This window comes from Streptomyces sp. NPDC094143, from assembly GCF_040303825.1.
Lineage (GTDB): Bacteria > Actinomycetota > Actinomycetes > Streptomycetales > Streptomycetaceae > Streptomyces.
Window position 1 is genome coordinate 45,029 of the sequence record NZ_JBEOTZ010000019.1, and the last position, 25,879, is coordinate 70,907.

A 25,879-nucleotide genomic window follows, 5' to 3' on the forward strand; every position below is an offset into this window, starting at 1 on the left:
CGGGGTCACGGTCGACCGCCGAAGCCGCCTGCGAAGCGCCTCGCGTTCGCTTAACTTTGACACGTGCACATACCCGGCCCCGTACCCCAGCCGTTGTCCTTTCCTCAGCCGCAGGTGAGCCTGGGGCAGCGCCTTCGGCAGACGCATGACCGGGCGTTCGTGGGCCGCAGCGCCGAGCTGGCACTCTTCCGCGACTCGCTGGCGGGGGAGCCCGGCAGTGCCTGCGTCCTCTACCTCCACGGACCCGGCGGGGTGGGCAAGTCCACCCTGCTGCGGCGTTATGCCGACGAGGCGGAGGCAGCGGGCAGGAACGTGATACGGATCGACGCGAGAACGGTGCCCGCCTCGCCCGCAGGGATCGAAGCATCGGCCACAGGAGCCTTCGCCGCCCGCAGCGTCCTGCTGATCGACACCTTCGAACGCTGCCAGGGCCTGGAGACCTGGCTCAGGGACCACTTCCTGCCCCGCCTGCCCGGTGACACCCTGGTGGTCATCGCCAGCCGGCTGCCCCCCGCCGTGCAGTGGCGCGCCGATCCCGCCTGGCACGGACTGCTGCGGACGGTGGCGATGGAGGACCTGTCCGACAAGGACGCCGACGCCCTTCTGAACGCCCGCGGTGTCCGTACGGAACTGCGTCCCGCCCTCCTGGCGTTCGCCGGCGGGCATCCCCTGGCCCTGGCCCTGGCGGCCGAGGTCGCGGTCGCCGACACCCAGGGCACCGCCCGGTGGGCACCGTCCGAGGAGGTCCTGCAGAGCCTCTTGGAACAACTCGTGGGCAATGTCCCCTCCCGTTCCCATCAGCGAGCACTGGAGATCTGCGCTCATCTACTGACGACGACGGAGGAGTTGCTGAAAGCCACGTTCGGTGACGACGCGAGGACGATGTACGACTGGCTGCGCCGCCAGCCGTTCATCGAAAGCTCTCCGCACGGGCTGTTCCCGCACGATCTGGTCCGTGACCTGCTCAACACGGATCTGCGGATACGGGATCCACGCGGATGGGAGACCATGCACCGGGAGATACGGGCCTCCTTGATCGAGCGGGCACTGGAGGCCCGGGGCCCGGCGCTGCTGCCGGCGATGATGGCGCTCAACTACCTACACCGCAACGGAGAGGTGGCCGCCCGGTTCATCACGTGGCGCGGCCGCGGTGAGCTCTTCGAGGACGCCTACCGGCCCGAGGACCGTGAGGACGTGATCCGGCTGGCCCGCCAGGTCTCCGACCCCTCCGCCGGCACCCTCGCCCAGTTCTGGCTGGAGCGGCAGCCCGAGGCGTTCATCGTGCACCGCCGTCCCGACACCGGCCGTTGCGCCGGGTTCCTCACCCTGCTGCGCCTGACCCGTCTCACCGACGACGAAAGGCGCGGTGACCCCCTCCTGGCGGCCCTCTGGGAGTACACCGAACGGACCAGCCCCCTGCGCCCCGGTGAACACGTGACCGTCGTCCGGTTCGTGGCACAGGAGAACGGCGACCCCGTGCCCTGCCCTGCCGGAGACCTCACCATCATGCGGTCCTTGGCCGAGTACCTGCACAACCGTTCTCTGGCCGTGTCGTTCGTGGTGCTCCCCAACCCCGATTTCTGGGAACCGCTGCTCGACTACCTCGACCACTTCCGCCTCGACGGCGAACTGACCACGGCCTTCGTCCACGACTGGCGAGCCGTCCCGCGCGACGCGTGGCTCGAACTGTGCGGGGATCGCCTGCTGTACGGGCCACAGCGTCCGAGCCCGTCGGACCATGCCCCGCTACTGCCCCGGAGCAACTTCGACACCGCGGTCCGCCACGCGCTGCGCGCCTGGCACCACGAGACCTCTCTGGCCGCCAACCCCCTCGTCAACAGCCGGCTGGTCGGCCCCGGCAACCCGGAGGCGCGGGTCGCCCGACTGCGGGCGGCCATCGAACAGGCCGCCGGGACACTGAGCGGCACCCCCCGGCTCGAAAAGCTGCGGCACGTCGTCGAGACGACCTACTTCGGACGCAGTGCCACCCAGGAGGCGGCGGCCGCGCGCCTCAACCTGCCCATCAGCACCTACAGGCGCTACCTCGCAGCGGGCATCACCCACCTCACAGACGAACTGTGGCGACGCCAGGAGTGGTCCTCCTCCGGTCGGGCGGCGCGGGCCTGAGGCGCCTCGCCTCGTCGGCAGCGCTGCCCCGGGTATCGCCACCGCCGCCTGCTGGAGGTACGGGCGGACGGGGCCACCTGACCCTTGTCATGTCACCAACCGGTGACAGTCGGGCCATGGCGTCCCACGCCATTGAACCTTGGACGGAATCCGTCCGTCGTGCTGGTCGACGGGGGAAACCAGCAGCACTCAGAGCCGCCACCGGACCCCTGGGGCCACGTAGGCCGACACCCAGACCGAAAAGGACTCTCAGCATGAAGCACCGACCCCGCACCGCCATCACCCTCGCGGCCCTCCTCGGTACCGGGCTCCTCATGACGGCCTGCGAGGACGGCGGCTCCGCCGAACCGTCCTCGTCCACCTCCGCCGGCACCCCCTCCAGCGCGGCGAAGAGCCCGTCGGCCGCCGCCGGCGACAAGGCGGACAGCGAGGGCCAGCAGGGAGCATCCGGGTCGGGAACGGGTAGCGGCGGTTCCTCCGGCTCCGGCGAGGGCTCCTCCGACGAGGCGAAGGACAAGAGCGGCTACGGTCAGGGCTGCGGCACCAACGACCTCGTCTGGGGCTACAAGACGAAGACGCAGGGCGGAGGTTACGTCGAGCTCAGCGCCAAGGCCAAGCCCGGCATCACCTGCGTCCTGCCCGGCGGACACCCGACCATCGCCTTCGGGTCCGGCGGCATCGAAGCCGCACCGGCCGAGCAGACCGCCGGCGAGGAGATCACCCTCTCCGGAAGCAAGACCGTCTACGCCGGTGTCGCCCCCAAGACCACCACGAACGACGGCGGAGTGGAGTACACCACCGTCATCGTCGCCACCAGCGACAGCGACCCCAACCCGACGTCGGTGCCCACCGGCACCATCCTGGTCGACAAGCCCCTCGTCACCAACTGGCACACCAACCCGCAGGAAGCGGTTCCGTTCACGTCCTGAACGGAACCCGCGGGCGCCTACGCGGCCCGGCGCGACCGACCCACAACCGCACGGCGCGGCTGAGGCGAACCAGGGCACAATGAGGTGGCCGCCGCGGTGTCGCGACGGTTCGGCGGCACACCCCTACCGGAGGCACCCGTGGACTGTGAGCACACCCGCCATGCCTTCGCCGCCCGGTTGCTCAATGCCCGTGAGGAACCAGCCAGCGCCGCGCTGGAAGCTCATTTGCATGCGTGCGGGTCCTGCCGGGTCGAGTACGAGGAACTGAGCGATCTGCCGCCACTGCTCGGCCTGGTGGAGGTGCACGAACTCGACGGCGTGCCCCTGCCCGATCCGCAGCGCGCGATCGACGCGGTGCGCGCCGAGATGTCCCGGGCCCCGGACACAGCGCGCTGAGAGCAAGCCGAATGGGCTGCGGGGGCCCGGTACGCGGCCCCCGGCTTCCTGGGAAGGAGGCCGGGACCTCGCGGGCGCCTGTGGCCGTCCCCGGCCGTGGGTTCTCGGCACGCGGCGGCACCGGCTTTGCGCGCAAGCCGCCCGTCATCCGGAGCGGTGATGTGCGTGGGGGGTGTCACGGCACCCCTCACAGAGACTCACCAGGGCTCCGCCGTTGCCACCTCGAAAGCGGTGATCTCGGCGGCGTGAAGGAACTTTTGTCCGTCAGCACGAGGGGGACGCAGCCGCGCCGGGCGCGCCGTTCGGCGGCTGTGAGGGACGGTGAGACCTCGGCGCCCCAGGGGCGGTCGGCGCAACTCGACACGCACCCTGACCGCCCTGGCCTCCCCACCGGCCGGTCGACGCCGTCCCGGGTGGTCAGCACGTGAGGGTACGGGGAGCCGGGGCTCAAGCGGCCCTGGATAGACCGGCCATGGTCCTGTCGTACTCCGCCTGCAGTGTGCGCGACAGCTTCTCCCGGCCCAGGCGACGCAACAGGTCCCGGCGCAGCACCTTGCGCTGAGCCGGAGTGGTGGCGCCCCAGATGCCGTCGTACGTCAGCGTGGGATTGTCCAGCGCCCAGATGAGGCAGGCGCGCACCAGCGGGCAGCGGCGGCACAGGGCCGTGGCCGCCTGGACCTCGGGGCTACCGGCGTGGTAGTCGTCGGGGAAGAACCCGTCGTAGGCGGTGCAGGCCTCCGCACCGGTGGTCAACGGCATGGGAACGGACTTGGCAGCCTTCATGTGATGTCACTCCTGTAGCACTGCCGGAACACCGGCCCACCGCCGGTGGGGCGGCGGACAGCACGCGGCTCCCGGCTTCTTGCGGCACTTGGTTCTACGGCCGTGAGCCCGTCACGGTTCGGCGCCTGCCGGCGTCCCGTCCGGCCGAGGGCAGGACGCCGGCACGATGAACCAGCCGCCCCAGCCCGTGCTCGTCGTGCCGACGCGGCCGGCCACGCCTGGGCGGGGCCCTGCCGGCGGCGTGCAGGCTCTCTGCTGGTCGCCAACGGCTGACAGCCGCTCACACCCGGGGTGGCAGTCTGTGATCTCGCTTGAGGATCCTCCGTCCGGGAGCCGGGTGAACGCCCGCTCCCGGACGACCGTGACCGCCGGTCAGCAGGCCACCGGAGTGGTCCGCCACGACCCGCAGTCGGCGAGCGAGGCCTCGCGCCGCTTGATCGCGCCGCACAAGCCGTGCAGTGCCGGGCCGGGTTCGACGCCCAGTTCCCTGTGCAGCAGCCAGCGGGCCCGGTCGTACTGCTGCACCGCCTCAGCGGGCCGGCCCAGCAGCCACAGGCAGCGCATCAACAGGTCCCATGCCGACTCCCGCAGCGGCTCGTCGGCGACCAGGTCCCGCGCCGTGTGCACGGCCCGCTCCGGCCGCCCGGCCATCAGCATGGCGCGGATGTGCAGCTCCCGGGCGGTGTGTCGGCATTCCTGCAGGCGGGCGATCTCCCTGGCCGCGAACGGGTGCCCGGCCGCGTCCTCCAGCACGTCCCCGTACCAGGAGTCGAGAGCGCCGCCCAGCACCTCCACCGCACGCGCGGGCCGCCCGGAGTCCAGCAGAGCACGGCCGGCCGCCACGGCGCGTTCGAACCGTACGGTGTCCCGGTCCTCGTCGGCGACGGGCAGAGCGTAGCCGTACGGTGTCGTCAGCAGCACAGTGCAGCGGGCGCCGGGCATGGGCGCCGGGTCCAGGGCCCGGCGCAGTCTGCTGATGTGGGCGTGCACCGAGGTGGCCGCCCGGGCGGGGGGCCCTCCCGCCCACAAGTCGTCGCACAACCGGTCCAGGGGCACCGCGCGATTCCGCGCCACGAGCAGCCGGACGAGCAGCACGCGACGCTGGCGCGGGCCCAGGTCGAGCGGAACCCCGTCCCGGGTGGCCGTCACGGGCCCGAGCAGACTGAAGCTCACACCGTGGGTTTGTGCGGACACGGTCCCCCCTTGATTGTCGTTCGAATCGGTTGGTCGATCGGCAGGTCGTCCGGGACATCCGCCGAGACACCCGGCAGACGTCCCGCGGGATCAGTACGGTCGGCGCGTGAGCGGATCTGCTCCGCCGGGCGGTGCCGCGGCGGGCGCCGGGCGCAGCACTACCGGCGCAGGCGCCGACGGGTGGGCGCCGAACAAGTGCGGTACGACGGGGCGGACCACCGACGGCGAGACCTGCGCCGGCCGGTGACGTCGGGCCAGCCACAGCACCAGAGCCGCGTAGAGCAGGGTCGCCACCGTGTCCACGGCGGCCAGCGTCCAGGGCGCGTCGGCCGCCGTACCGTCGTCGGTGAGACCGCCGACGAGCGCTGCAGACACCCCGAAGCCCAGCAGGTTGTTGAGCGCGTGCAGCGCCACTGCCGCCTCCAGACCCCCGGTGCGGATCGTCAGCCACCCTGTCACCAGGCCGAACACCAGTAGGTCGGCAAAGCCCCATGGCGTCCCCCAGCCGTGTGCGGCAGCGAACAGCGCGGCCTGCGGCACCACCGCCCACCACGGGGAGTGAAGGAACTGGCCGACCGCTTGCAGGAGCCAGCCCCGGAAGACGTACTCCTCCGCCGCGGCCTGCAAGGGGACGAGGACGGCCAGCACCGCTAGCGAGACGAGGAACGGTCGCCACCCCACCCACGCCATCGGCCCACCCGGCCCGCCGTCGTCGCCCGGCAGCCAGAACACGGCGAACGCCAGCAGCGTCACGGGCGGTACGGCGGCCACCAGGCACCGTGCGAGCCAGCGTCCACGCAGCCGCCCCGTCACCGACGACACCGTCCCCGCCGGGCGGCGCCCCGCCCAGCGAACGGTGAGCAGCACCAGCGGCAGGACCATCGCGATGAACACCAGGTCCATCACCGTTCCCCGCAGCGGCCCGAAGTCCAGCATGCCGTCGAACAGTTCGGGATAACCGGCCGCCTTCCCCAGGGCGTGGGCCGCGGTGTCCAGGACGAGGAACAGGAGCAGCCAGCCGCCTATCACCAGCAAGGCACCGAGCAGCGGCCGCCACCAGCGGTGGCGCCCCGTATAGCGGGCCATACGGTGGTAGGGCAGCGCGGCGAGCAGAGGCGGGCGAGTCATGGCCACCAGCTTTGCGGCGGGTCACGGCGGCGGCGTCCGTCACCGGCACGAAGTGCCCCTCTATCCCAGGGTGGAGACACCCCCCGTACCTGGGGCAGACACCTTCGGGCGGCTCCATCTCCCGTACCTGCAGCAGACACCGCCGGGCGGCTCCATCTCCCGTACCTGCAGCAGACGCCGCCGGGTCGCTCCTCTACGCTCGCACCTGACATGCAACGCATACGGAACTGGCTGCTCCCGGCCCTGGTGGCGCTGCCCAACGGAGTCCTCGCCGTGCTCGTGCTGCTGCCGGGCGGCGCGTCCACCGGACCTCTTCTTCCCGCGGGTCTGCTGACCGCCTTCGTGCTCCAGGTGGCCGCGCTGGGACAACGCCACCGCGCCCCGCTATGGGCGCTCGCCGGAACCCTGGCCGCGCTGCTGGCCGGCAGACTGACCGCTCCCGAGCACTTCGTGAACCTCTCCGCACCGGTCGCGATGTACTGCGTGGCGCTGCGGTGCGGCGGGCGCGTCACAGCACTCGCCACGGCCGTCGCGGTCGGCTGCGCGTGGCTGCCGGAGGTCCTGGACGGCGGTTCCCCGGCCGCACTGCTGACCGACCTGGGCTTCACCGCCTCGCTGTACATGGCCTGCGCCGGTCTGGGCGAGGCACGGCGGCAGTGGCGTGACAGGCGGTGGGCGGCGGCCGGGCGGCTGGCCACGGCAGATGGAGAGCGGCGGCGAGCCGGCCATACCGAACGCAATCGGCTGGCCCGGGAACTGCACGACGTCAGCGCCCACCATCTGACCTCCGTGGTGGTCACCGTCGACGCCGCCCGCCGGCTCGGCGGCAGCCGGCCCGAACTGCTCGCCGAGGCGCTGGCGTTCGCAGTGCGCGCCGGTGAGGAGACAGTGACGGCACTGCGGCGGCTGATGGCCGTCATGCGGGACACCGAACCGGCCGACCCGCGGCCGATGAGCGGACACCTGCACGAACTGGTCGCCGGGTTCAGCAGACTTGGCCGCCCCATCGACGCCGAGATCCCCGACGACCTGGCCGGTCCGGCGGCCGAGGCCGCCTTCGGTATCACCCGCGAGGCCCTCACCAACGCGCTGCGGCATGCCCCTGGCGCGCCCGTACGGGTACGGATCCGGCGTACCGACGGCGCGCTCAGCCTGACCGTCGACAACGGGGCACCACGGGCCGCGGCGGACCGGGCGCGGGCCACCGCCGGTCTCGGCTCGGGCAACGGGCTGACCGGCATGCGGGAGCGGGCGGCGGCCGTCGGCGGCGAACTGCACGCGGCGCCGCACGGCGACGACGGGTGGCGGGTGGCGGCCACGCTGCCGGACAGCACCGGCCCGCTGCCCCAGCAGGGGCCCGCCCGGCGGCGCGACCTGCTGCGCGAGCAGCGCCTGACAGACGCCTCGCTGGTGTTCCTCGCCGTGGTGGTCCCGCTGTTCCTGGTGCTGTCCACCGTCGCGGACGGAGTGCAGCCGGGCAGCGCCTCCGGCATGGCGGTACTGGCCCTGCTGCTGTCCGCCCACGCCGGGCCCTTGCTGTGGCGGCGCCGCTCGGCATGGGGCGCGCTGTGGGGAGTGGCCGCGACCGCCTGGCTGGTGCCCGCCGCCTGCGCCGCCGACCTGATGCCGGCCGGTTGGACGGGCCTGCTGCCGGGCGCCGTGACGGCCGAGGCGATGGCGGTGTACGCGGTGGCCACCTACGGCCGCGGTGCCGTGCGTTCCCTCGGCGCGGTCATCGCGGCCACGGTGAACCTGGTGGCCGCGATGACCGTGACCGCCGCCGTCGACGGCGTGCTCGCGCTGCCACCCGGCGAGCCCGGTGCCGTCATGCGGACGGCGTTCCTGCTGACTTGCGTGCTCGGTCCACTGCTGCTGGCGCTGTGGGGGACCGGCCTGGGCGTGCGCAGGCGACGGCTGCGCGTGGTGACACGCGAGGAGAACGCCGTCACCGACACCGAGCGGCAGGCGGCCGCCGAAGCCGCCGCCGAACGCCACCGCATGGCCGTCGAGTTGCACGCGACCGTGCTCGACCGCACCACCCGCATGGTGTGCCAGGCGGAACAGGGCGGACTCGACGAGGTCGCCTCCGAGGCCCGGGCGGCACTGGCGTCGATGCGGGAACTGCTGCGCGGCCTCCGCGGTGCCGCCGACAACGCGGAACGGCACGCTCCGCAGCCCGCTGCGGAGGACCTGACCGAACTGTGCCGTGTCCTGCGTTCGGCCGGACGCGACGTGACGCTGCGCGGACTGCCCCGGGCCGCCGAGGGGCTGCCGGCGCCGGTGTCCCTGACCGCGTACCGCTTCGTCGAGACCGCACTCGGCGCGGGCGACCGCGGCCCCGGCCGGGTCACGCTGCTGCGGCGCCGGGGACAGGTCCACATCACGGTCACCGGGGTGCCGCTGGCCGTCGCCGGACCGGTGGCCGAACGCCTGCGGATCCAGGCGGAGTCGGCGGAGGGCAAGATGACCGTCGACGCGGCCGGTACGCTGCGCGTGTCTCTGCCGGCCGGAAACACTTCGGCCCCTGTCGAGGAGGTTCCGACATCGCCATACGCGTGATGGTCGTCGACGACCAGGCGGTGGTGCGCGCCGGCTTCGCCGCCGTCATCGACGCCGAACCCGACCTGACCGTCGTCGGCGAGGCCGGCGACGGCGCGACGGCGGTGTCGCTCGCCGAACGGACCGCGCCCGACGTGGTGCTCATGGACATCCGGATGCCCGGCATGGACGGACTGACCGCGACCCGGCTGATCACCGCCCTGCAGAACGCTCCCAGGGTGCTGGTGCTCACCACCTTCGACCTCGACGTCTACGTGTACGAGGCGTTGCGGGCCGGATCGTCGGGCTTCATGCTCAAGGACGCCATGCCCGAGGACGTGCTCGCCGCGATCCGTGTGGTCGCCGTCGGGGATGGCATCCTCGCCCCGGCCGTCACCCGCCGGCTCATCGGGCAGTTCGCGCGCGGGGCGCCCGTACCGCCTGACATCTCCGGGCAGCTGGCGGAGTTGACGCCACGGGAGCGCGAGGTGCTGCTGCTGATCGCCTCCGGCCTGACCAACGCGGAGATCGGCGTCGAGCTCGGCGTGACCACCGGCACGGTGAAGTCCCATGTCAACGCCCTGCTCACCAAGCTACAGCTGCGTGACCGCGTCCAAGCGACGATCCTCGCCTATGAGACGGGACTGATCCGGCCCCGCGGCACGTCGGGGGGCGAGGCTCACTGACGGGTTCTGCCACCGGTCGTGGTACGCAGGGCTGACGTGCCGTGGATGACCACAGCCTGGGCACCTACGGCACTCACCTGTTCCGCAGACGTTCCCGTGCCGATCGGGCGGCCCGCAGGTTCCCAGCGGACGACCAGCGGGGCCCGGGCCGGTGCGGCGCGGTGACGAGCCCGGCGCCGCCGTCGCCGCTACGAGAACGTCAGTCGCAGTCTGCCGCCGTCTCCACTTCCAGAGCGGCGATCTCGTCAAGGGCGAGAGAACTGCTGCCGGTCAGCGTCAGCCTGTCCCGGCGGGCGGACACGGCGTATCCTCCCGCGGGCACCCGCCAGTTCACCACCGCCTCGCGCTCACCGGACGCGGAGACGGCGACGAGGCGGCACCGCCGCGGACCGCTCAGCCTCTCCCACTCCAGCGACAACGTGATCTCGGTGCCCCAGGGCCGCGCGTGCAACTCGGCGTCGGCGTCGGCACCGCCGGCGCTGTCGACGGCCGACACCACACGTAGCGCTCCGTGCCGGTGCCTGGTGCCGCGATGGCCGACTTCAACGGCGGTCAGCAGACCGCGGTGGACCAGCAGACCCGCCGCGAACGCGAAGCCGAGCGCGAGGACGGTGTGGGACAGTGGCCAAGGACGCGCGCGTGCCGGCCCGGCGGCGCCGATCGTCGGCGGCGCGGCCGTCTGCCCGCGCAACGCGGAGATCGCCCGCTGCGGATCAGGGGCGGGCATCTCCTCCTGGCTCCACGGCGTGACGCTCGCCAGCAGCCCGGCCAGACCGCGCAGTTCCTCGCGCTTCCGCCTGCACGACGCGCACTGCGCGAGATGGGCATCGCCTGCCGCGTCCGTCGTCTCACGCCCTCCGGTCAGGGCTTCCACCGCAAGATCGAACCCCACTTGTTCACAATTCATGAACCACTCCTGCGCCTGTCGGGTCCCCGCGCTTCGCCTCTTGCTACGTCGTGACCTACTCGCCGGTTCACTTCGCTTTCCGGGCAGGTCGGCGAGCCTGGCGGTGTCGTTGGATCACCTCAGATCAGGCCGCGGCATCTGGTGCGGTGCATCCCAAGGCGGAGGTCATCCCAACCGAGGGGACCTCATACCGGACATGGTGTGCGGTGCGCGTCATGGGCTGCCCTCGTCCGCTGCCGACGGGGGATGACGGCGCGCTTCCGATGATGCGTGCGGGGGAGTTCCCAGGTGGCTCGCGTACGTGACGCGTGGGCCCAGACGATTGCTGCCGGGAATTCGCCGGAAAAGGGACACTGGTCCGGCCCGGCCAGAACGGGCGGTGGAGCGGGCCGCGTCCGCGCGGGGGGGGGGGGGCTGACGTGGCCCGCTCCGTTGATCCGGCCGCCAGCGCAGGGCGGGCGATTTCTGCCGGGGGTCAGAAGCGCACTGTCCCGCGGGCTGAAGCCAGGATCCACTGACCACTACGGGCGCGGTGCCGGTCCGGTTCACCGTCTGTTCGTCGTTCAGGCGCTGAGACACCACCACATCCGGACAGTTGGCACCGCCCCACAGGGGCCGGCTGCTTCAGCCTGTGCCGCGCGGCCACCCGAGCCGGTCGCAAGACTGCCCCTCCGCGCAGCGCCACGCGGCGGTCCGCACGCCGTGGCAGCCAGCACGGAACACATCGACACGTGCTTCGGACCCACTCCTGCGGGCGCTCATGGCAGGCTCCACTCCCGCGTCACGCAGTGCGGAAAAACCGGCACTGACGGGCAACTCGTCTGAGGCAGCCGCATCGACGCCGACGTTGCCCGTCCGCTGAGGCACCGGGCCGTGGCCGTTGGCGCGATGAGGTCAGAAGCCGCGGAAGACGCCGTCCTCGTCGGTGCCGTCGGCGAACTCCTCGAAGTCCATGTTGCCGAGCGAGAGGTTGCTCTCCACGCCGGGCAGTTCGGACGCCACGACACGGAACGCCCTTCCGCGGTCCTCGTCCCGGAGGCCGAGCACGAGGACCGGGTGCTCGCCCTCCAGGGCCGCGCCGTCCGCCACGAACAGGAAGGCGTCTCCATCGTCGTCCGTCTCAAGCACCACGCTCATGAGGCGCTCCGGCGTGAAGTCCCGGTAGGCGGGGTCGTCCACGATCCGCACCTCGACGGGCAGTCCCTGCGCGACCAGGTCACGCAGGGTCTCCTGGAACCTCTCCCAAGCCCGTTCGTCGGAGTAGTGCGTGCGGATCAGCAGGGGATTCGTTCCGCCGGTCAGCGGTGTGAGCACGGGATCGTCCTTTTCGTGGTCGCGGGTGGCGCTGTCGGGTCGGCACGGGTCGGTGGCCGGTCACCCGGTCCGCCGCGCCCATTCCCTGAGTACGACCAGGCACCGGCACCGGTTCACCGCCTCCGTCCGCAGGTCCTCCCGCACAGGGGCCGCCGGTTCACCTGGCCGGGCGGCGAAGGGTCAGGTGCGCGGGACGCGTACGACGTCAAAGGGCAGCTCCGGCGGGTTCCCCGTGGCAAGGCGGTCGAACTGGAGGTTGACGACCAGCAGGTCGTCGCCGTCGGCGACGGCGGTCGAAGGAAAGGCGAGTGCGGGGTCGGCCCGGCGGGCGACGACGCGGCCCCGTGTGGCGTCGGGTGACAGCCGGATGTGGGCGATGGTGTCACCGGGCGGCGTGTTGGCGTCGACGGCGTACAGGTCACGGCCGACGAGTACCAGGCCGTCGCCCATCACGCGTTCACCGGCCAGGTCCACGCGGTGGACGGACCGGTCGCGCAGCGAAATCCGGTACAGGGCGCCACTGTTTGTGTCCGCGGTGATCAGATGACGGCGGTCCGGGTCGAGGACGATGCCGTTGAGGTTGACGTCGAGAGCCGCGTCCTTCTCGTAGACGACCGGAGTGCCCTCCAGGGGCAGCCAGGGGTCGAGGGTGGCGCTCCGGCCAGGCTCGGCCGTCTCGATCTGCCGGGAGGCGATGCGGTACAGGGTGGGACGGGCCGAGTCGGTGACGTACACGTCCCCGCCGGGTGTGACGACGAGGTCGTTGAGGTTCCCGGCGCCCAGCGCCGTGAAGGTGGCCAGGTGGCGCCCGCTGCGGGCGTCGTGGACGAAGACCTTGCCGGTACCGCCGCCCGCGATGTACAGGCGCCCCTGCCGGTCCGTCTTGATGCCCAGGGCCTGGACGCGGCCTTCTCCGCCGGCGGGCAGGAAGGGGCGCAGGTGCGGATCGCCGACGCTGCCCCGGTAGACCGTGCCGTCGGTCGCCGAGCCGACGAACAGGTGCCGTCCGAACCGGCCGATCCCCTCCGGGAAGGCCGTCGTGGCCTCCGCCGGAAGGGTGTAGCGGCCGACGGAGTGACTGCCGTGATGCGGCGATCCGGGGCCAGCGGTGGCCACGGCCCCTTGGGTCAGCGCGGTCGTCGCCAGGGCGGCGGCAACCAGGACAGCGGCCGCGGTGGCCTTCTTCTTGCGCACAGATTCGTCCACTTCTCGTTCCGGGCACGGGAGGGAGGGAAGCGGGCGCTGAGGACGCCCGCTGCGGTCAGGCTCCACCGTAGGAAGTGGTCCTGGGTGTGACCATGCGCGCCCGTACTCCCTTCATACGTGAACGTCTCGCGCACGGAGCGAAGTGATGTCGGCATCGAACGCCGCCCCGGACAGTGCGTGCGCACGCGGTATGTCACAGAACTGCGACAGCGCAACCGGGCAGGCAGTTCTCCCCTCTTGTCATGCGAGCCGACAGGTCCCTGAGCAGCTGCCCGCAGTTCCCCATCAGTGGTCGGAGCGTGTCGCAGAACCGGGCGGCCATCTCGCCGAGCCGTCAACGGCACCCCAGTACCAGCCGCACCCGGTCCTGCCGGACCGCCGACATTCTGAGGACTTCCAGCATGCCCCAGCCTTCCTTCCCCGCGATCCGACGTGTTCGCGGCCAGGCCGTAGTGCTCGCCGTGGCCGGTACCGCCCTCGCCCTCGCCGCTCCCCTCCCGGCAACGGCCGCGAAGGGACAGGCCCCTGCCGCCGCGGCCGACCCGGTCTCCGTCATGGCGTACACCGCGAAGGAACGCCGGGACGCTCTCGTTTACTGGAGCACCGCCCGCATGAAGGCCGTCGGGAAGTCCGTGAACCTCGGCCCGACCGGCCCAAAGGCAACACCGTGGCGGGGCGCCACCATGAAGACCGTGGGGCGGCTCTTCTTCGTCAACGCCAATGGTTCCGATACCTGGTGCACAGCCACCGCCGTGAACAGCGCCAACCGCTCCGTCGTCATGACCGCGGCGCACTGCGTGCGCAAAGGCTCCTCCCCCGCCAACACCAACAGCTCGATGGTGTTCGTTCCCGGTTACAGCAAGGGCAAAAAGCCCCATGGCGTGTTCGCCGTCCGCGCGGCCCTGACCCCGCGCAGCTGGGAGCAGAAGTCCGCCAACGACATGGCCGCGCTGGTCCTTGACGCTGACAAGAGCGGCCGCAAGCTCACCGATGTCGTGGGCGGCCAGGCCGTCGCCTTCGACCGCCCTGTCGGCGGCACCGTCTCCTCGTTCGGCTACCCCGCCACCGATCCCCAGCTCGGTGAGGAACTCCTGCGCTGCGTCGGGACGGCGAAGAAGGAGACCGGCATGCAGGCCGTCCCCTGCGACATGAGCGGGGGCTCCAGCGGCGGCCCGTGGCTGGCCGACTTCGACACCGCCACCGGCAAGGGCGTCCTGGTGTCGGTCAACGGCGCGCTGGATTCCATGACACCGACCAAGATGTACGGCGAGGTGCTGAGGGCCGCGGCCAAGAGCGTCTACGACCGGGCCCAGAAGAGCTGACGCAGCGGCGTGGGCGGGCGCTAGCGATGTACGCGGCCGAGGGCTGGGGAGCAGCGGTGCGGTACGACGGGCCGCCGCCTCGCGGGTCTTGCGCCACCCACCAGCTCCCTTCGGCCGGTTCGGCGGCGGCGCCTGCGGCCGCACTGACCGCGGCCTCGCGGTGCCCGTAGGCCGTCGCGGCCCGCGCCCGGCACGGTTCGCCGTGGGCAGGAGCCGTCGGCCGCGGCCCCGTGCGTCGGCCGTGGTGTCCGGGCCGTGCCGCTGTCGGTTCCTCAGGTGCGGGCGCCGGGCCCGCCGGTGACGGTGTCGCGCAGGAACCCTTGCACGTCCTGGCTCTGCTGCCTGTCTGCCCCGGCGTCATCGAGGGCGCAGAAACCCAGGACGACGTTGTGGCCGCCCAAGCCGAAGGAGTTGTTCAGCGTGACGATCGGCCCCTCGGGCAGGGCGTGCGGTGAGCCCGAGATCAACGCGGGGTCGATCTCGTCCTCCAGGTCGGTGACGTTGACGGTGGGGGGCGCAGTGCGGTGGTACAGGACGAGCACGCTCGCCACCGCCTCCACTCCGCCCGCGCCGCCCAGCAGGTGTCCCGTCATCGACTTCGTCGCGGACACGGCGACCTGCGACAGGTGCGCCCCGAGCACCTGTTGCAGCGCCCTGATCTCCATCAGGTCGCCCTACGGCGTCGACGTCGCGTGGGCGTTGACATGGGCCACATCGGCTGGCGTGACACCGGTGGACTCCAGCAACTGCCGCAACGCAGCGGCGACACCACGGCCGGTGGGTTCCGGCTGGGCGATGTGGTGACTGTCGGAGGACAGCCCCTGACCGAGCGCCTCGCAGTACACCCGCACCCCGCGCCGCGTGCTCGGCACTCTCCACGACGACCACGCCCGCGCCCTCACCGAGGACGAAGCCGTCACGCCCCTTGTCGTAGGGACGTGACGCCGTCGACGGGTTGTCATTACGCCGTGACATCGCCATCATGTTGCCGAATGCGCCAGACTCAGCGGCACGATGCACGCCTCCGCGCCCCCGGCGACAACGACGTCGGCACGGCCGGTGCGCGCCATACGGCCGGTGCAGACCATGTCGATGGCGTGGCCGACGGCCTCGGCACCCGACGCGCACGCTGACCAGTGTGTGCACGCCCGCTTCCGCTCTGATGTCCAGCCCGATCTGCGCGGCCGGGCTGCTCGGCATTAGCATCGGCACGGTCAGCGGCGACACCTTGCGCGCACCCTGCTCGCGCAGCACGTCATGCTGGTTCAGCAGCGTCGACACCCCACCGACTCCGGTTCCCATCACCACCGCCAGCCGCTCGGGTCGTACCGCGGCCTGGCCCGCGAAACCGGCGTGCGACCAAGCCTCCCGAGCGGCGATCAGCGCGAACTGTCCGGGGCCGCACCTCCAGGGGTCGACAGCGGCCGGTGCCGCGATCCGCACCGGCAGGCCGGCCACCCACTCCTGGTCGAGCTCGACCGTCGCCGACCGCCCGGCCAGCATCTGCTTCCACGCGACACCTCATCACCGGCCAGGTGCGTGGTCGCCCCGACACCGCTGACGACGACCGCGTGGGGAACCGGTGCTGGCCTCATAACAGATGTACTCCGTACTCAAGTCGGGTCGATCAGGCAGGTAATACGCGCCTCAGCGATCTCAGCCCGACAACGAAGCCGACCGAACGAACAGCAAACGGGTACCGGCCTGCTCCACCGCCCGCTCACGCCGGTCCCCGCTGTCCCACGTGATCAGGTGATTGCCACTGCGCACTACGAGCGCGGAGTCCCGCCGGTTCACGGGGAACGCCTCGCCGTGACGAAACGGGGCGACATGACCCGTCGTCTCCTGCTTTCCCGCCGTGCCCTTACCGACCGCAGGACCGCAGGGCGGAAAGGCTGTATCCATAGCGACCCTGGGGCGGACGGCAGTCCGTGCGCCATGGCGGACCTCCTCAGCACGGGCGGGCGAGACCGGTCGTACGCCTGTCCGGCCCCGTGAAGCCGGTGCCCTCGCGGTCGTTGTCCGCGGCCCGACGGACCGGTGGCGCCGGGGAGACGGGAAATTGACGTGACGGAGACCCCGCGAACCGATTGAACTCAGTCCGGGTTCTGTCCGTCCTCTTCTTCGTAGTGACATCGGTTCGCACAGCGTGCCGTCGACCCCGTTAAACACCCCGCTGTCATACCCGTGATCAGCGACCGGAGCGCACGTCCCCGTCAGCGGGCCAGGGCGCCCCGAGGACTCGGGCGGTCACTGCTCCCCAGCCGCTGAAGGCAGAGAACCTCACGCCACGTCCGGCCCACCCGGGCCGCCTCACCACTTACGGAGAACCATGCTGCGAACAGCGTCCGGCCACGTCGGCGGCCCGAGAGGGCCCCGTGTCCAGCGGTTGCTGCGGGGGTGCGCGGCGCTCGTGCTTGTGACCCTGGTGGCCGCCTGCCAGAGCACGGGCGGTCCGGACACGTCCGAGGACACCGCCGGAAGCGGTTCCACGTCCTCGGTGCCGAAGGCCCGCCCAGCGCCGGACGAGCCGTCCCCGCCGGCGACCGACACCGCCCCCTCGCCTTCCCCGTCACCCACCCCCTCGGTACCGGCGACCGGTTCCGGCCGGTTCGCCACCGCGCGCACGGCTATGGCCCCGGTGGGGCAGGGAACCCCGATGCGGTACCGGGTTCAGGTGGAGGACTCCCTGGAACTGTCCGCGCAGGAGACGGCGCAGGAGATCAACGAGATCCTCGCCGACCCGCGCGGCTGGACGGTCAGCGGGCAGGCCTTCCAGCTGGTGGCCTCCGAACCGGCCGAGCTGACCATCCGGGTGGCGTCGCCCGGCACCGTCGACGCCCTGTGCGGCGCCGCCGGACTTGACACCGGCGGTGAGGTCAACTGCGCCGTCGGTACCACGGTGGTGGTCAACCTCAAGCGGTGGCTGCTCGGTTCGCCGCAGTTCGACGGGGCGCTGCACGACTACCGCGCCCTGATCGTCAACCACGAGGTAGGGCACCGCCTGGGCCGCGGCCACGAGGGCTGCTCCGGCCCCGGCCGGCTCGCGCCCGTGATGATGCAGCAGATCAAGGGCCTGCACGGCTGCAAGGCCAACGCGTGGCCGTACGACCGCGAGGGCACCTACGTCAGCGGCCCGCCCGTCGCGTGAGACGCCGCCGGCCGGCACAGCGGAAGCCCGGCCGGCCGGCGCCGGCTCAGGGCTTCCCGATGCCGTGCGTCGTGGGGTTGACGTTGTCGTCCGACGCGAGGAGGCTGAAGGACCGTTGTGGGTCCCGGCCTTGCCTTCGCCGTGGACGTGCCAAGGCGCGCGGTGGACCTCACGTCGGTGCGGCAGGCGGGCTGCGAAGCAGCGCCCGCGGACCGATGGGTGTCACCCGCAGCCCAGGGGCGGGCAGGGGTCGTCAGCCCCCATGGCGTGTACCCGGCGCCGCGCAGCGTGTACCTGGGCGATCGGCACCTCGCGAGACCGCCGCGGACGCGGGCCGGTCCCCGACGGCTGGACCGCCGTGCGCGGCGCCCGCGTCCTCGCCGGGCCCGTCACCCCAGGCCGTCCGCGCCGACAGCCGCCGCGGACTCGTCGAGCCGCGTCTCGTCGACCTGGCACACGTTGCCGTCCAGGTCCAGGACCGGTGTGGCCTCCTTGTACCAGGAGTCGATGACCGCGTTGCCCCAGAAGTCACGGCGGCGGTCGTCGCGGACGTTCCAGCGGTACGTCTCGTGGTCGGGGTCGCCGGTGTAGTAGTCGGAGGTGTAGATCTCCACCCGGTGGCCGTCGGGGTCGCGCAGGTAGAGGTAGAAGGCGTTGGAGACGCCGTGGCGACCGGGGCCCCGTTCGATGTGCTGCTCCTTGCGCAGCGAGCCGAAGATGTCGGCACAGCGCAGGACCTGGTGCGACTCGTGGGTCGCCACGCCCAGGTGGTGCAGCCGGGGGCCGGCTCCCCCCGTGAAGGCGACGTCGTGGACGGTCTGCTTGCGGTACATCCAGGCCGCGTACAGCTCGTGCTCGTCGCCCTCGATCGTCTCCGAGCAGCCGAACCCCATCGACTTGTAGTGCGCGTAGGCCGCCGGGACGTCGGGGGTGCAGATGTTGAAGTGGTCAAGTCGGGCGATCTCGGCTCCATGGCGCAGGTCGTAGCGCTGGATGAGACGCTCGGCGCGCTCGATGTCATGGAAGAACTCGACTGGGAAGCCGAGCGGGTCCAACACGCGCACGGCGTCGCCCACGCCGCGGGTGCCCTCGCCCGCCGGCACCCGGCGCACCGGCCGCCCCTGTTCCGCGAAGAACCTCGCGGCCTTGTCCACGTCGTCGGGCGTGCGGACGCGGTAGGCGATGTGGTCGAGGGCGGCAATCGCGCCCCGGCGCAGGACCAGCGAGTGGTGGGTCAGTTCGTCGGTGCCGCGCAGGTACAGGGAGTCGGTGTCCTCGTACTGCACGTGGAAGCCGAGCATGTCGACCCAGAACCAGCGGGCCTTGGCCAGATCCGTGACGGCGAGCTGGGCGTAGGCCGACCGGATGACGTCGGGTGCCGAAGGGGAGGGAATGGTGGTCATGACGCGCCTCCGAAGTGCGGCGTGTGCACGTCCCCCAGGGCGACGTGCACGATCTTCGATTCGGTGTAGAAGTCGATGCTGTGGGCGCCGCCCTCGCGGCCCAGGCCCGATGCCTTGACCCCGCCGAACGGCGTGCGCAGGTCGCGTACGTTGTGGCTGTTGATCCAGACCATGCCGGACTCGACGGCGTGGGCGATGCGGTGACCGCGCTTGATGTCGGACGTCCAGACGTAGGCGGCCAGGCCGTACTGCGTGGCGTTGGCCAGTTCGACGGCCTCAGACTCGTCGGTGAACGGTGCGACGGCGACGACGGGCCCGAAGATCTCCTCCTGGAAGATGCGGGCATCGCGCGGAACGTCGGCGAAGACGGTGGGCTGGAGGTAGTTGCCGTCCGGAAGGCTGAGCGGACGGGTACCGCCGGCGACGAGGCGGGCCTCCTTCCTGCCGATGTCCACGTAATCGAGGACGCGGGCGTAGTGCTCGGGGTGGACCAGCGCGCCGACCTCGGTGGCGGGGTCGTCGGGGGCGCCCACCCGGATGCGCTCAGCCCGCTGGGCCAGACGTCGCGTGAACGTCTCGTACACCGGCTGCTCGACCAGGACCCGGGAACCGGCGGTGCAGCGTTCGCCATTGAGGGAGAAGACGCCGAAGAGGACCGAGTCCAGGGCGGCGTCGAGGTCGGCGTCGGCGAAGACCACCACGGGGGACTTGCCGCCGAGTTCCATCGACACCGTCTTCAGGTGCTGGGCGGAGGAGCGGACTATGTGACGGCCGGTGTCGGTGGAACCGGTGAAGGACAGCAGCGGCACGTCGGGGTGGTCTACGAGCGCCTGGCCGGCCTCCTCGCCGATGCCGTGGACGATGTTGACCACGCCCGCCGGGACCCCCGCCTCAGTCAGGATCTCCGGCCACAGGCTCGCCGACAGCGGGGTCCATTCGGCGGGCTTGAGAACGAGGGCGCAGCCGGACGCCAGCGCGGGGGCCAGCTTCCAGCTCTCCAGCATGAACGGCGTGTTCCACGGGGTAATCAGGCCGGCGACCCCCACGGGGGAACGGACCACATAGCTGAACTGGTCGCCGCCCTGGCGGAAGGCCTCCTCCCCCAGCGCGACGATCACGTCCGCGAAGTACCGGAAGTTCTCGGCCGCGCGGCGGGCCTGGCCCCGGGCCTGGGTGATCGGCAGCCCGGTGTCGTAGGACTCGAGCCGGGCCAGCCTGTCGTGCCGGGTCTCGACGGCGTCGGCGATCCGGTACAGGACGCGGGCCCGTTCGCGGGAGGACAGCGCCGCCCAGGCGGGGAAGGCGGTTCGGGCCGCGGTGACGGCGCGCTGGATGTCCTCGGCGCTACCGGCCGAGGCCTGGGCGTAGACCGTGTCGGCGGCGGGTTCGCTGACGTCGAACGTGCGGCCGTCGGCGCTGTCGGTCTCCTCTCCGCCGATCCAGTGCCGGATTCTCGTGGGCAGCGCCTTCGGTGGGGTCGGTGGCATGTCGGCCTCTCTCTCTTCTGGGATCTGCGGTGCCGGTGGTGTCTGCGGGACCGGGACCGGCCCGCGGGTCAGTTGCGGTCCAGGAGGTCGGCGCCCTCGGCGAGCAGCGCCCTGATCCGGGCGATGCTCGCCTCCGCCGGCGCCACCAGCGGGGGACGCACGAAGTGCGACGCGATGCGGCCCTGCTGGGCCAGGGCCCACTTGACGGGCGCGGGATTGGTCTCCACGAAGAGGAGGTCGACCAGCGGGTGCAGGCGGTAGTGCAGCTCACGCGCGCCCGCGAGGTCGCCCTGCTGCCAGAGTTCGTACATCCGCGCCACGGCGCCCGGGGCGAGGTTGGCCACCGCGCTGACGAACCCCGCCCCCCCCAGGGCCAGCAGGGGCAGGCACAGCAGCTCGATGCCGGACCAGACGAGCAGGGAGGGGCCACAGGCGTGCAGGACGCGCGAGAAGTGCTCGAAGTCCTTGGTGGTCTCCTTGACGCCGACGAAGTTGTCGAAGTCGGTGAACAGCCGTCTGACGGTCTCGGGAGCGATGTCGACGGCCGTGCGGGAGGGCACGTTGTAGGCGATCAGGGGCAGGTCGGGGTTCTCCCTGGCCACCGTGGCGTACCACTGGTAGAGCGCCTCCTGCGTGGGGCGCGCGTAGTAGGGAGTGATGACGAGGGCCGCGTCCGCTCCGGCTTCCTTGGCCGCTGCGGTGATCTCCAGGGTCTCGTCGAGCTTGTGCGAGCCCGTGCCCGGCACGAAGGGCACGCGGTCGTCGATCTCCTCGGCGGCGACGCGCAGGGCGGCGATCCGTTCGGCGGCCGACTGCGAGCTGGGCTCCCCGGTGGAGCCGCCCAGCGAGATGCCGTGCGAGCCGGCGTCGAGCTGGAAGCGGATCAGAGCGCGCAAGGAGGCGTGGTCGACGGCGCCGTCGGCGGTGAAGGGTGTGATGACGGGGGCGATGGACCCACGGATGGCCGAGGGGTCGCTGCGGAACTTCATACGTGGGCTCCTTGCGGGTGTTGTTCCTGTCGGGCGCGCCATTGCTCGTACTCCGCGCGCCAGCGGGGGCCGAGCGGGTACAGGCCGTCCACCGCGTGCCCGGCCTGGACGCGGCTGGTGATGAACCGTTCCTGGAGTTCTTGTTCGCGGCAGTCCGCCACCAGTTCCTCGGCTAGATCGGGCGGGACGACGACCACGCCGTCGGCATCGCCCACCATCAGGTCGCCGGGCTGGACCAGGGCGCCGCCGCAGGCGATGGGCACTCCCGTGTCCCAGGGGACGTGGCGGCGGCCGAGCACCGACGGGTGCTCCCCGCCGTGGTAGACGGGCAGGTCGAGCGCCGTGACGGCGGCGCTGTCCCGCAGGCCGCCGTCGGTGACGACCCCGGCGGCGCCGCGCTGCCGGGCCCGCAGGGCGAGGATGTCGCCGAGGGTCCCGGCGCTGGTGTCGCGGCGCGCGTCCATGACCAGGACGTGGCCGGGCAGCAGCTCCTCCACGGCGCGCTTCTGGGCGTTCATGCCGGTGCCGTGGCGCTGGAACAGGTCCTCGCGCAGCGGCAGGTAGCGCAGGGTGTGGGCGACGCCGACCATCTTCCGGCCCGGGTGGGTGGGCCGGACTCCGTCGACGCTCATGTGCGGCAGGCCGCGCCGGCGCAGTTGGGCGCTGAGCGTGGCGACGGCCACCGACCGCAGTCCCTCTTCGATGCGGGGGGGCAGCAGCGGCGCGGGCTCGTGCTCGGCGCCGAAGGCGGCCGCGCGGGCCGCCGCGTCCGCCCGGGGCATCGCCCCCCATGGTTCGAGCTCGTGGTCGGCGGCCGCTACCGGGGTGCGGAGGCGGCCCGTGCTCGTGGAGCCCGAACTCACCTCGACCTCGACCATGTCACCGGGCGTGACGACGCTCGCGCCGGCGGGCGTACCGGTCAGGATCACGTCTCCCGGTTCCAGTGTCACCAGGCGGGACAGGTCGGCGATCAGCTCACCGAAGGAGAACAGAAGGGTGTCGGTGGTGTCGTCCTGGACGAGTTCGCCGTTGACCCAGGTGCGCAGCCGCAGAGCGGCGGGGTCAATCTCCCGCGCGTCCAGCAGCCGCGGCCCGAGGGGGGTGAAGCCGTCGGCGCCCTTGGAGCGCAGGTTCGATCCGCGGTCGGCGTAACGGAGGTCGTACACGCCCACGTCGTTGGCCGCGGTGACCCAGCGCACGTGGGACCAGCCGTCCTCCGGCCGCACGCGGTGGGCCCGGCCGCCGATGACCAGGGCGATCTCTCCCTCATAGCCAAGGAGTTCGCAGCCGTGCGGCCGGACGACGGCCTCTTTGGTGCCGGCGAGCGAGGAGGGCGGCTTAAGGAAGTAGGAGGGGCTGGCCGGGGTGTGGCCGCGTTCCCGGGCGCGGCTGGGGTAGTTCAGGTGAACGGCGATGATCTTCGACGGGGGGTTGCCCAGCGGATGTGTCATGGTGTGCCGCCCGCCGTGTCAGTCGCGGTCGAGGAAGGCCCGGACCCGGGCCTTGTACGGCTCGCGGTCGTAGGACTTCACATAGGCGCCGGCCATCCGCACCGGGTCGCCGAAGAAGTAGTACTCGTACAGCGCCTGCCTGCTGGAGAAGGCGGAGATGCAGGTGTCCCAGACCAGGCGGAAGAGCTTGACGCGCTCGGACCCGGTGAGGGTCGCCGACTGCAGGTACGCCTCGATGTCGGCGGCTGCCGGGCCGTGGACGTCGGCCTCGGTGGGGGTGGCCATGAGGCCGGAGGCGCCGAGTTTGCGCAGGATCTGTGGGAAGCGCTGGTACAGCTTCGGGTACAGGTTGCGGGCGGCGTTGAGCGGGGCGAAGGCGGGGGTGAGCACGCCGAACTCGTTGGGTTCGGCGTCGGCTTCGGCGGCGCGCAGGAAGGCCCGCAGCATCTCCAGGGTGGCGATGACCTCGGCGACGTCCTCCTGGACGTGCTGGAACTGCTCGATGCCGATGGCCTCGGTGAGCAGCGAGACCAGGCCGAGGATGTACTCGGTCTTCGCCGAGGTGCGCGTGACCACTTGGTGCGTCATGTGCACCACGGAGGACGTCTTCGCGTAGAAGCCGTTGCACAGTTCCGCGTCGCCGATCACGAAACACCGCTCGTAGGGCACGTGCACGTCGTCGAAGACGACCACCGCGTCGGCCTCCTCGAAGCGGGAGCCGAGGGGGTGGTCGTGGCGGGAGCGGCCGTAGTCCAGCGGCTCGCGGGCGATGTACCGCAGGCCCTTGGTGTCGTTGGGGACGGCGAAGGCGTAGCTGTAGGGCTTGTCCTCCGGCGTGCCGCGCAGCACGGTGGAGGGGAAGACCAGCATCTCGTCGGCGAACGGCGCGATGGTCGCGAGCATGCGGGCGCCGCGGATGACGATGCCGTTGTCGTCCTCGCGGACGATGCGGGCCGCGAGGTTCCCGCCCGCCTGCTGTGTGCCGGCAACCGTCCGGTTGACCTGCGGCGGTATCAGCGTGTGGGTGCACAGGAGGTCCTCCTCGCGCACCTTCTCGTAGTAGCGGCGGATGTTGTCGCCGAACGCGGGGTCGGCCTGTCCGAACCAGTCGGCGGCCGAGGCCAGGGCCATGAGGGAGCTGTTCATGTAGTCGCCGGTGCGGCCCAGCATGCCCATGCTGTGATCGGCCCAGGTCTTGTAGGCCTCGCGCCTCTTGACCAGGTCCTCGGGCGTGCGCGGGGTCAGGAAGGAGGTGCCGACCGGCTCGCCGGAGGTGGGGGACGTGTAGGTGAGCGTCTCCTTGTGCTCGGGAGCGTGCTGCAGGTCGTACAGCTCGGCATAGGTGCGGACCACGTTGCGGAAGGCCGGATGGTCCTGGACGGAGCCGGTGAGGGTCTCTCCCTGGATGTGGACCGTGGGACGGGACTGGGCCAGCCGTTCCAGGAATTCCTTGCCGTTTCTCGCTGCCATGGGGTGCTCCTGTGGACGTGACGGTGGGGTGGGAGAAGTGGGATGGGGTGGGCGGTCCGGGGCGGACCCGGGCCGGTCAGATGAGGTGCTCGATGCCGTCGACGGAGTGGGGCGCGGTGCCGAAGCGGCTCCAGGCGTAGGTCAGGGCGTCGCCGTCGCGGTGTCCCAGGTCGGTGACGCGGCCAAGCACCAGGGTGTGGTCGCCTCCGTCGTACGAGCGCCAGGGCCGGCACTCCACCCAGGCCAGGGGGTTGTGCAGACGGGGCACGGGGGCGTCGGGCACCCAGCGGGGGGCGGTGGGGCCCGGGGCAGCCCCCGCGAACAGCCGCGCTATGGGCTCCTGCTCGGCGCCGAGCACGTTGACGCAGAAAGGGCTGTCCACGAGCTGGTCGTGCGAGCGGGCCCGGCGGGCGACGCTGATCAGGACCAGGGGCGGGTCGGCGGACACCGAGGTGAAGGAGTTCATGGTGACGCCGCGGGGCCCGTCGTCTCCGGCGAAGGTCACGACGGTGACGCCGGTGGTGAAGCGGGCCATGCAGGCTCGCAGGGCGCCGGGACTGGGCGGGGCGAGGACTTGCGGCATGCGCGGACTCGCTTTCTTCCGGAGCGGACGTGGGGGTGGTGCGAGGGGCTCGGGAAGGGGGAGGCAGTCGGCCGCCGCGCCTGGAGGCCGTCGGCCGCGACAGTGCGTGGCCACCCCTCACAGAGCTAATCAAAGCTTTGATTAATTGGACTGTAGCTCCGTCCGCAGCTTCCGTGAACCCCTTGTCACAGATTTTTCGCCCGCCTGGCTTCACCTGACCCGCCCGCCGAGCGGTGACCGGGGCGCCCTAGAATCGGGGCCGTGCCCCAGGAGAAGCCCGAACCCGACGAGCTGCATTTCTGGTCCTTCGTCGACTACGCGGTGGCCCGGACCACGCAGGAACTGCCAGGGGTGGATCCGGCGGCCATGCGTCTCGTCCTGATGCTGCACCGCGCCGTGAACATGCTGGTCTACGACCTGGAGTCGAGCGTGCACCGGCCAAGGGGCTGGTCATGGCCCGGATTCCGGGTGCTGTTCGTCATCTGGCTGACGGGGCCGGTCGAGGCCAAGCAGGCGGCCGAGCTGACCGGCATGAGCCGTGCCGCAGTCTCCGCCCTCGTCAACACCCTGGAGCGGGACGGTCTAGTGTCCCGGACCCGGTCCCCGCAAGACGGCCGTGCCGTCCACCTGACCCTCACGGAGCAGGGGCTCGACGCGATCACCGAAGCCTTCCGCGCGCACAACGCCCGTGAACAGGACTGGGCCGGCTCGCTCAGCCAGGAGGAGCAGGCCACCCTGACCGAACTGCTGGGAAAGCTGATCACCGCCTCCGGCCGCTTCGACGCCCGCCACCGGGCCTGATGCGTGGCGGACGG

At 71.6% G+C, this 25,879-nt stretch carries 20 protein-coding genes and 1 pseudogene; 8 read left to right on the plus strand and 13 right to left on the minus strand.

Annotation, left to right across the window (positions count from 1 at the left end):
* Positions 1–63 precede the first annotated feature (63 nt).
* From ABTZ58_RS23695 to ABTZ58_RS23705, 3 genes are all read left to right on the plus strand, one after another.
* A complete protein-coding gene (locus ABTZ58_RS23695; protein WP_351360061.1) occupies positions 64–2,127 on the plus strand; it encodes an AAA family ATPase in 2,064 nt (687 codons plus the stop codon).
* A gap of 254 nt (positions 2,128–2,381) precedes the next feature.
* Entirely contained in the window at positions 2,382–3,056 is a 675-nt protein-coding gene (locus ABTZ58_RS23700) for a DUF4232 domain-containing protein (RefSeq protein WP_351360064.1), read from the plus strand.
* A 138-nt stretch (positions 3,057–3,194) separates the two neighbouring features.
* The gene (locus ABTZ58_RS23705) at positions 3,195–3,452 is read left to right on the plus strand and encodes a hypothetical protein (RefSeq protein ID WP_351360067.1); all 258 of its coding nucleotides are present in this window, start codon (positions 3,195–3,197) and stop codon (positions 3,450–3,452) included.
* A 447-nt stretch (positions 3,453–3,899) separates the two neighbouring features.
* On the opposite strand, the gene ABTZ58_RS23710 is transcribed toward ABTZ58_RS23705, so the two are convergent.
* From ABTZ58_RS23710 to ABTZ58_RS23720, 3 genes are all read right to left on the minus strand, one after another.
* Positions 3,900–4,235 carry a WhiB family transcriptional regulator gene (locus tag ABTZ58_RS23710; protein ID WP_351360070.1) on the minus strand — a complete coding sequence of 112 codons (336 nt, stop codon included), beginning with the start codon at positions 4,233–4,235 and terminating at the stop codon, positions 3,900–3,902.
* A 372-nt stretch (positions 4,236–4,607) separates the two neighbouring features.
* A complete protein-coding gene (locus ABTZ58_RS23715; RefSeq protein WP_351360073.1) occupies positions 4,608–5,429 on the minus strand; it encodes an AfsR/SARP family transcriptional regulator in 822 nt (273 codons plus the stop codon).
* Between the two features lie 90 nt (positions 5,430–5,519).
* The gene (locus ABTZ58_RS23720) at positions 5,520–6,557 is read right to left on the minus strand and encodes a CPBP family intramembrane glutamic endopeptidase (protein ID WP_351360076.1); all 1,038 of its coding nucleotides are present in this window, start codon (positions 6,555–6,557) and stop codon (positions 5,520–5,522) included.
* A 210-nt stretch (positions 6,558–6,767) separates the two neighbouring features.
* Between ABTZ58_RS23720 and ABTZ58_RS23725 the strand changes: the two genes are divergently transcribed.
* Positions 6,768–9,116: a sensor histidine kinase gene (locus ABTZ58_RS23725; RefSeq protein WP_351360079.1), complete on the plus strand. Its 2,349-nt coding sequence runs from the start codon at positions 6,768–6,770 to the stop codon at positions 9,114–9,116.
* Positions 9,101–9,781: a response regulator gene (locus tag ABTZ58_RS23730; RefSeq protein ID WP_351360265.1), complete on the plus strand. Its 681-nt coding sequence runs from the start codon at positions 9,101–9,103 to the stop codon at positions 9,779–9,781. The genes ABTZ58_RS23725 and ABTZ58_RS23730 overlap by 16 nt, the downstream gene beginning before the upstream one ends.
* Before the next feature lie 199 nt (positions 9,782–9,980).
* Here the strand turns inward: ABTZ58_RS23730 and ABTZ58_RS23735 are convergent, their stop codons facing one another.
* From ABTZ58_RS23735 to ABTZ58_RS23745, 3 genes are all read right to left on the minus strand, one after another.
* Positions 9,981–10,688, minus strand: a complete 708-nt coding sequence (locus ABTZ58_RS23735) for an anti-sigma factor (RefSeq protein WP_351360082.1) — start codon at positions 10,686–10,688, stop codon at positions 9,981–9,983.
* A gap of 894 nt (positions 10,689–11,582) precedes the next feature.
* Complete coding sequence (locus tag ABTZ58_RS23740; protein ID WP_351360085.1) at positions 11,583–12,002, minus strand: DUF6924 domain-containing protein; 420 nt, start codon at positions 12,000–12,002, stop codon at positions 11,583–11,585.
* A 180-nt stretch (positions 12,003–12,182) separates the two neighbouring features.
* A complete protein-coding gene (locus ABTZ58_RS23745) occupies positions 12,183–13,208 on the minus strand; it encodes an SMP-30/gluconolactonase/LRE family protein (RefSeq protein WP_351360087.1) in 1,026 nt (341 codons plus the stop codon).
* A 401-nt stretch (positions 13,209–13,609) separates the two neighbouring features.
* Here ABTZ58_RS23745 and ABTZ58_RS23750 point away from each other — a divergent pair, with 401 nt between their 5' ends.
* A complete protein-coding gene (locus ABTZ58_RS23750; protein WP_351360090.1) occupies positions 13,610–14,530 on the plus strand; it encodes a trypsin-like serine peptidase in 921 nt (306 codons plus the stop codon).
* 371 nt (positions 14,531–14,901) lie between these two features.
* Here ABTZ58_RS23750 and ABTZ58_RS23755 read toward each other — a convergent pair.
* Positions 14,902–16,125 (minus strand): annotated as a pseudogene (locus tag ABTZ58_RS23755) (beta-ketoacyl-[acyl-carrier-protein] synthase family protein); the annotation flags it as partial.
* 1,037 nt (positions 16,126–17,162) lie between these two features.
* Between ABTZ58_RS23755 and ABTZ58_RS40245 the strand changes: the two are divergent.
* Positions 17,163–17,681: a DUF3152 domain-containing protein gene (locus ABTZ58_RS40245; RefSeq protein WP_502996116.1), complete on the plus strand. Its 519-nt coding sequence runs from the start codon at positions 17,163–17,165 to the stop codon at positions 17,679–17,681.
* A 389-nt stretch (positions 17,682–18,070) separates the two neighbouring features.
* Here the strand turns inward: ABTZ58_RS40245 and hpaD are convergent, their stop codons facing one another.
* The 6 genes from hpaD to ABTZ58_RS23790 all read right to left on the minus strand — a co-directional run bounded on the left by hpaD (position 18,071) and on the right by ABTZ58_RS23790 (position 25,064).
* Entirely contained in the window at positions 18,071–19,084 is a 1,014-nt protein-coding gene (gene hpaD, locus ABTZ58_RS23765) for a 3,4-dihydroxyphenylacetate 2,3-dioxygenase (protein ID WP_351360096.1), read from the minus strand.
* Positions 19,081–20,571, minus strand: coding sequence for a 5-carboxymethyl-2-hydroxymuconate semialdehyde dehydrogenase (gene hpaE / locus ABTZ58_RS23770; protein WP_351360099.1), 1,491 nt, complete (start codon positions 20,569–20,571; stop codon positions 19,081–19,083). The genes hpaD and hpaE overlap by 4 nt, the downstream gene beginning before the upstream one ends.
* 68 nt (positions 20,572–20,639) lie before the next feature.
* Positions 20,640–21,560 carry a 4-hydroxy-tetrahydrodipicolinate synthase gene (dapA, locus tag ABTZ58_RS23775; protein ID WP_351360101.1) on the minus strand — a complete coding sequence of 307 codons (921 nt, stop codon included), beginning with the start codon at positions 21,558–21,560 and terminating at the stop codon, positions 20,640–20,642.
* On the minus strand, positions 21,557–23,011 hold the full coding sequence (locus ABTZ58_RS23780; RefSeq protein WP_351360104.1) for a fumarylacetoacetate hydrolase family protein: 1,455 nt from the start codon (positions 23,009–23,011) through the stop codon (positions 21,557–21,559). The genes dapA and ABTZ58_RS23780 overlap by 4 nt, the downstream gene beginning before the upstream one ends.
* Positions 23,012–23,029: 18 nt before the next feature.
* Positions 23,030–24,481: a 4-hydroxyphenylacetate 3-monooxygenase, oxygenase component gene (gene hpaB / locus ABTZ58_RS23785; RefSeq protein WP_351360107.1), complete on the minus strand. Its 1,452-nt coding sequence runs from the start codon at positions 24,479–24,481 to the stop codon at positions 23,030–23,032.
* Between the two features lie 76 nt (positions 24,482–24,557).
* Positions 24,558–25,064 carry a flavin reductase family protein gene (locus ABTZ58_RS23790; RefSeq protein WP_351360110.1) on the minus strand — a complete coding sequence of 169 codons (507 nt, stop codon included), beginning with the start codon at positions 25,062–25,064 and terminating at the stop codon, positions 24,558–24,560.
* A gap of 261 nt (positions 25,065–25,325) precedes the next feature.
* Between ABTZ58_RS23790 and ABTZ58_RS23795 the strand changes: the two genes are divergently transcribed.
* Entirely contained in the window at positions 25,326–25,865 is a 540-nt protein-coding gene (locus tag ABTZ58_RS23795; RefSeq protein ID WP_351360113.1) for a MarR family winged helix-turn-helix transcriptional regulator, read from the plus strand.
* Positions 25,866–25,879: the final 14 nt, after the last annotated feature.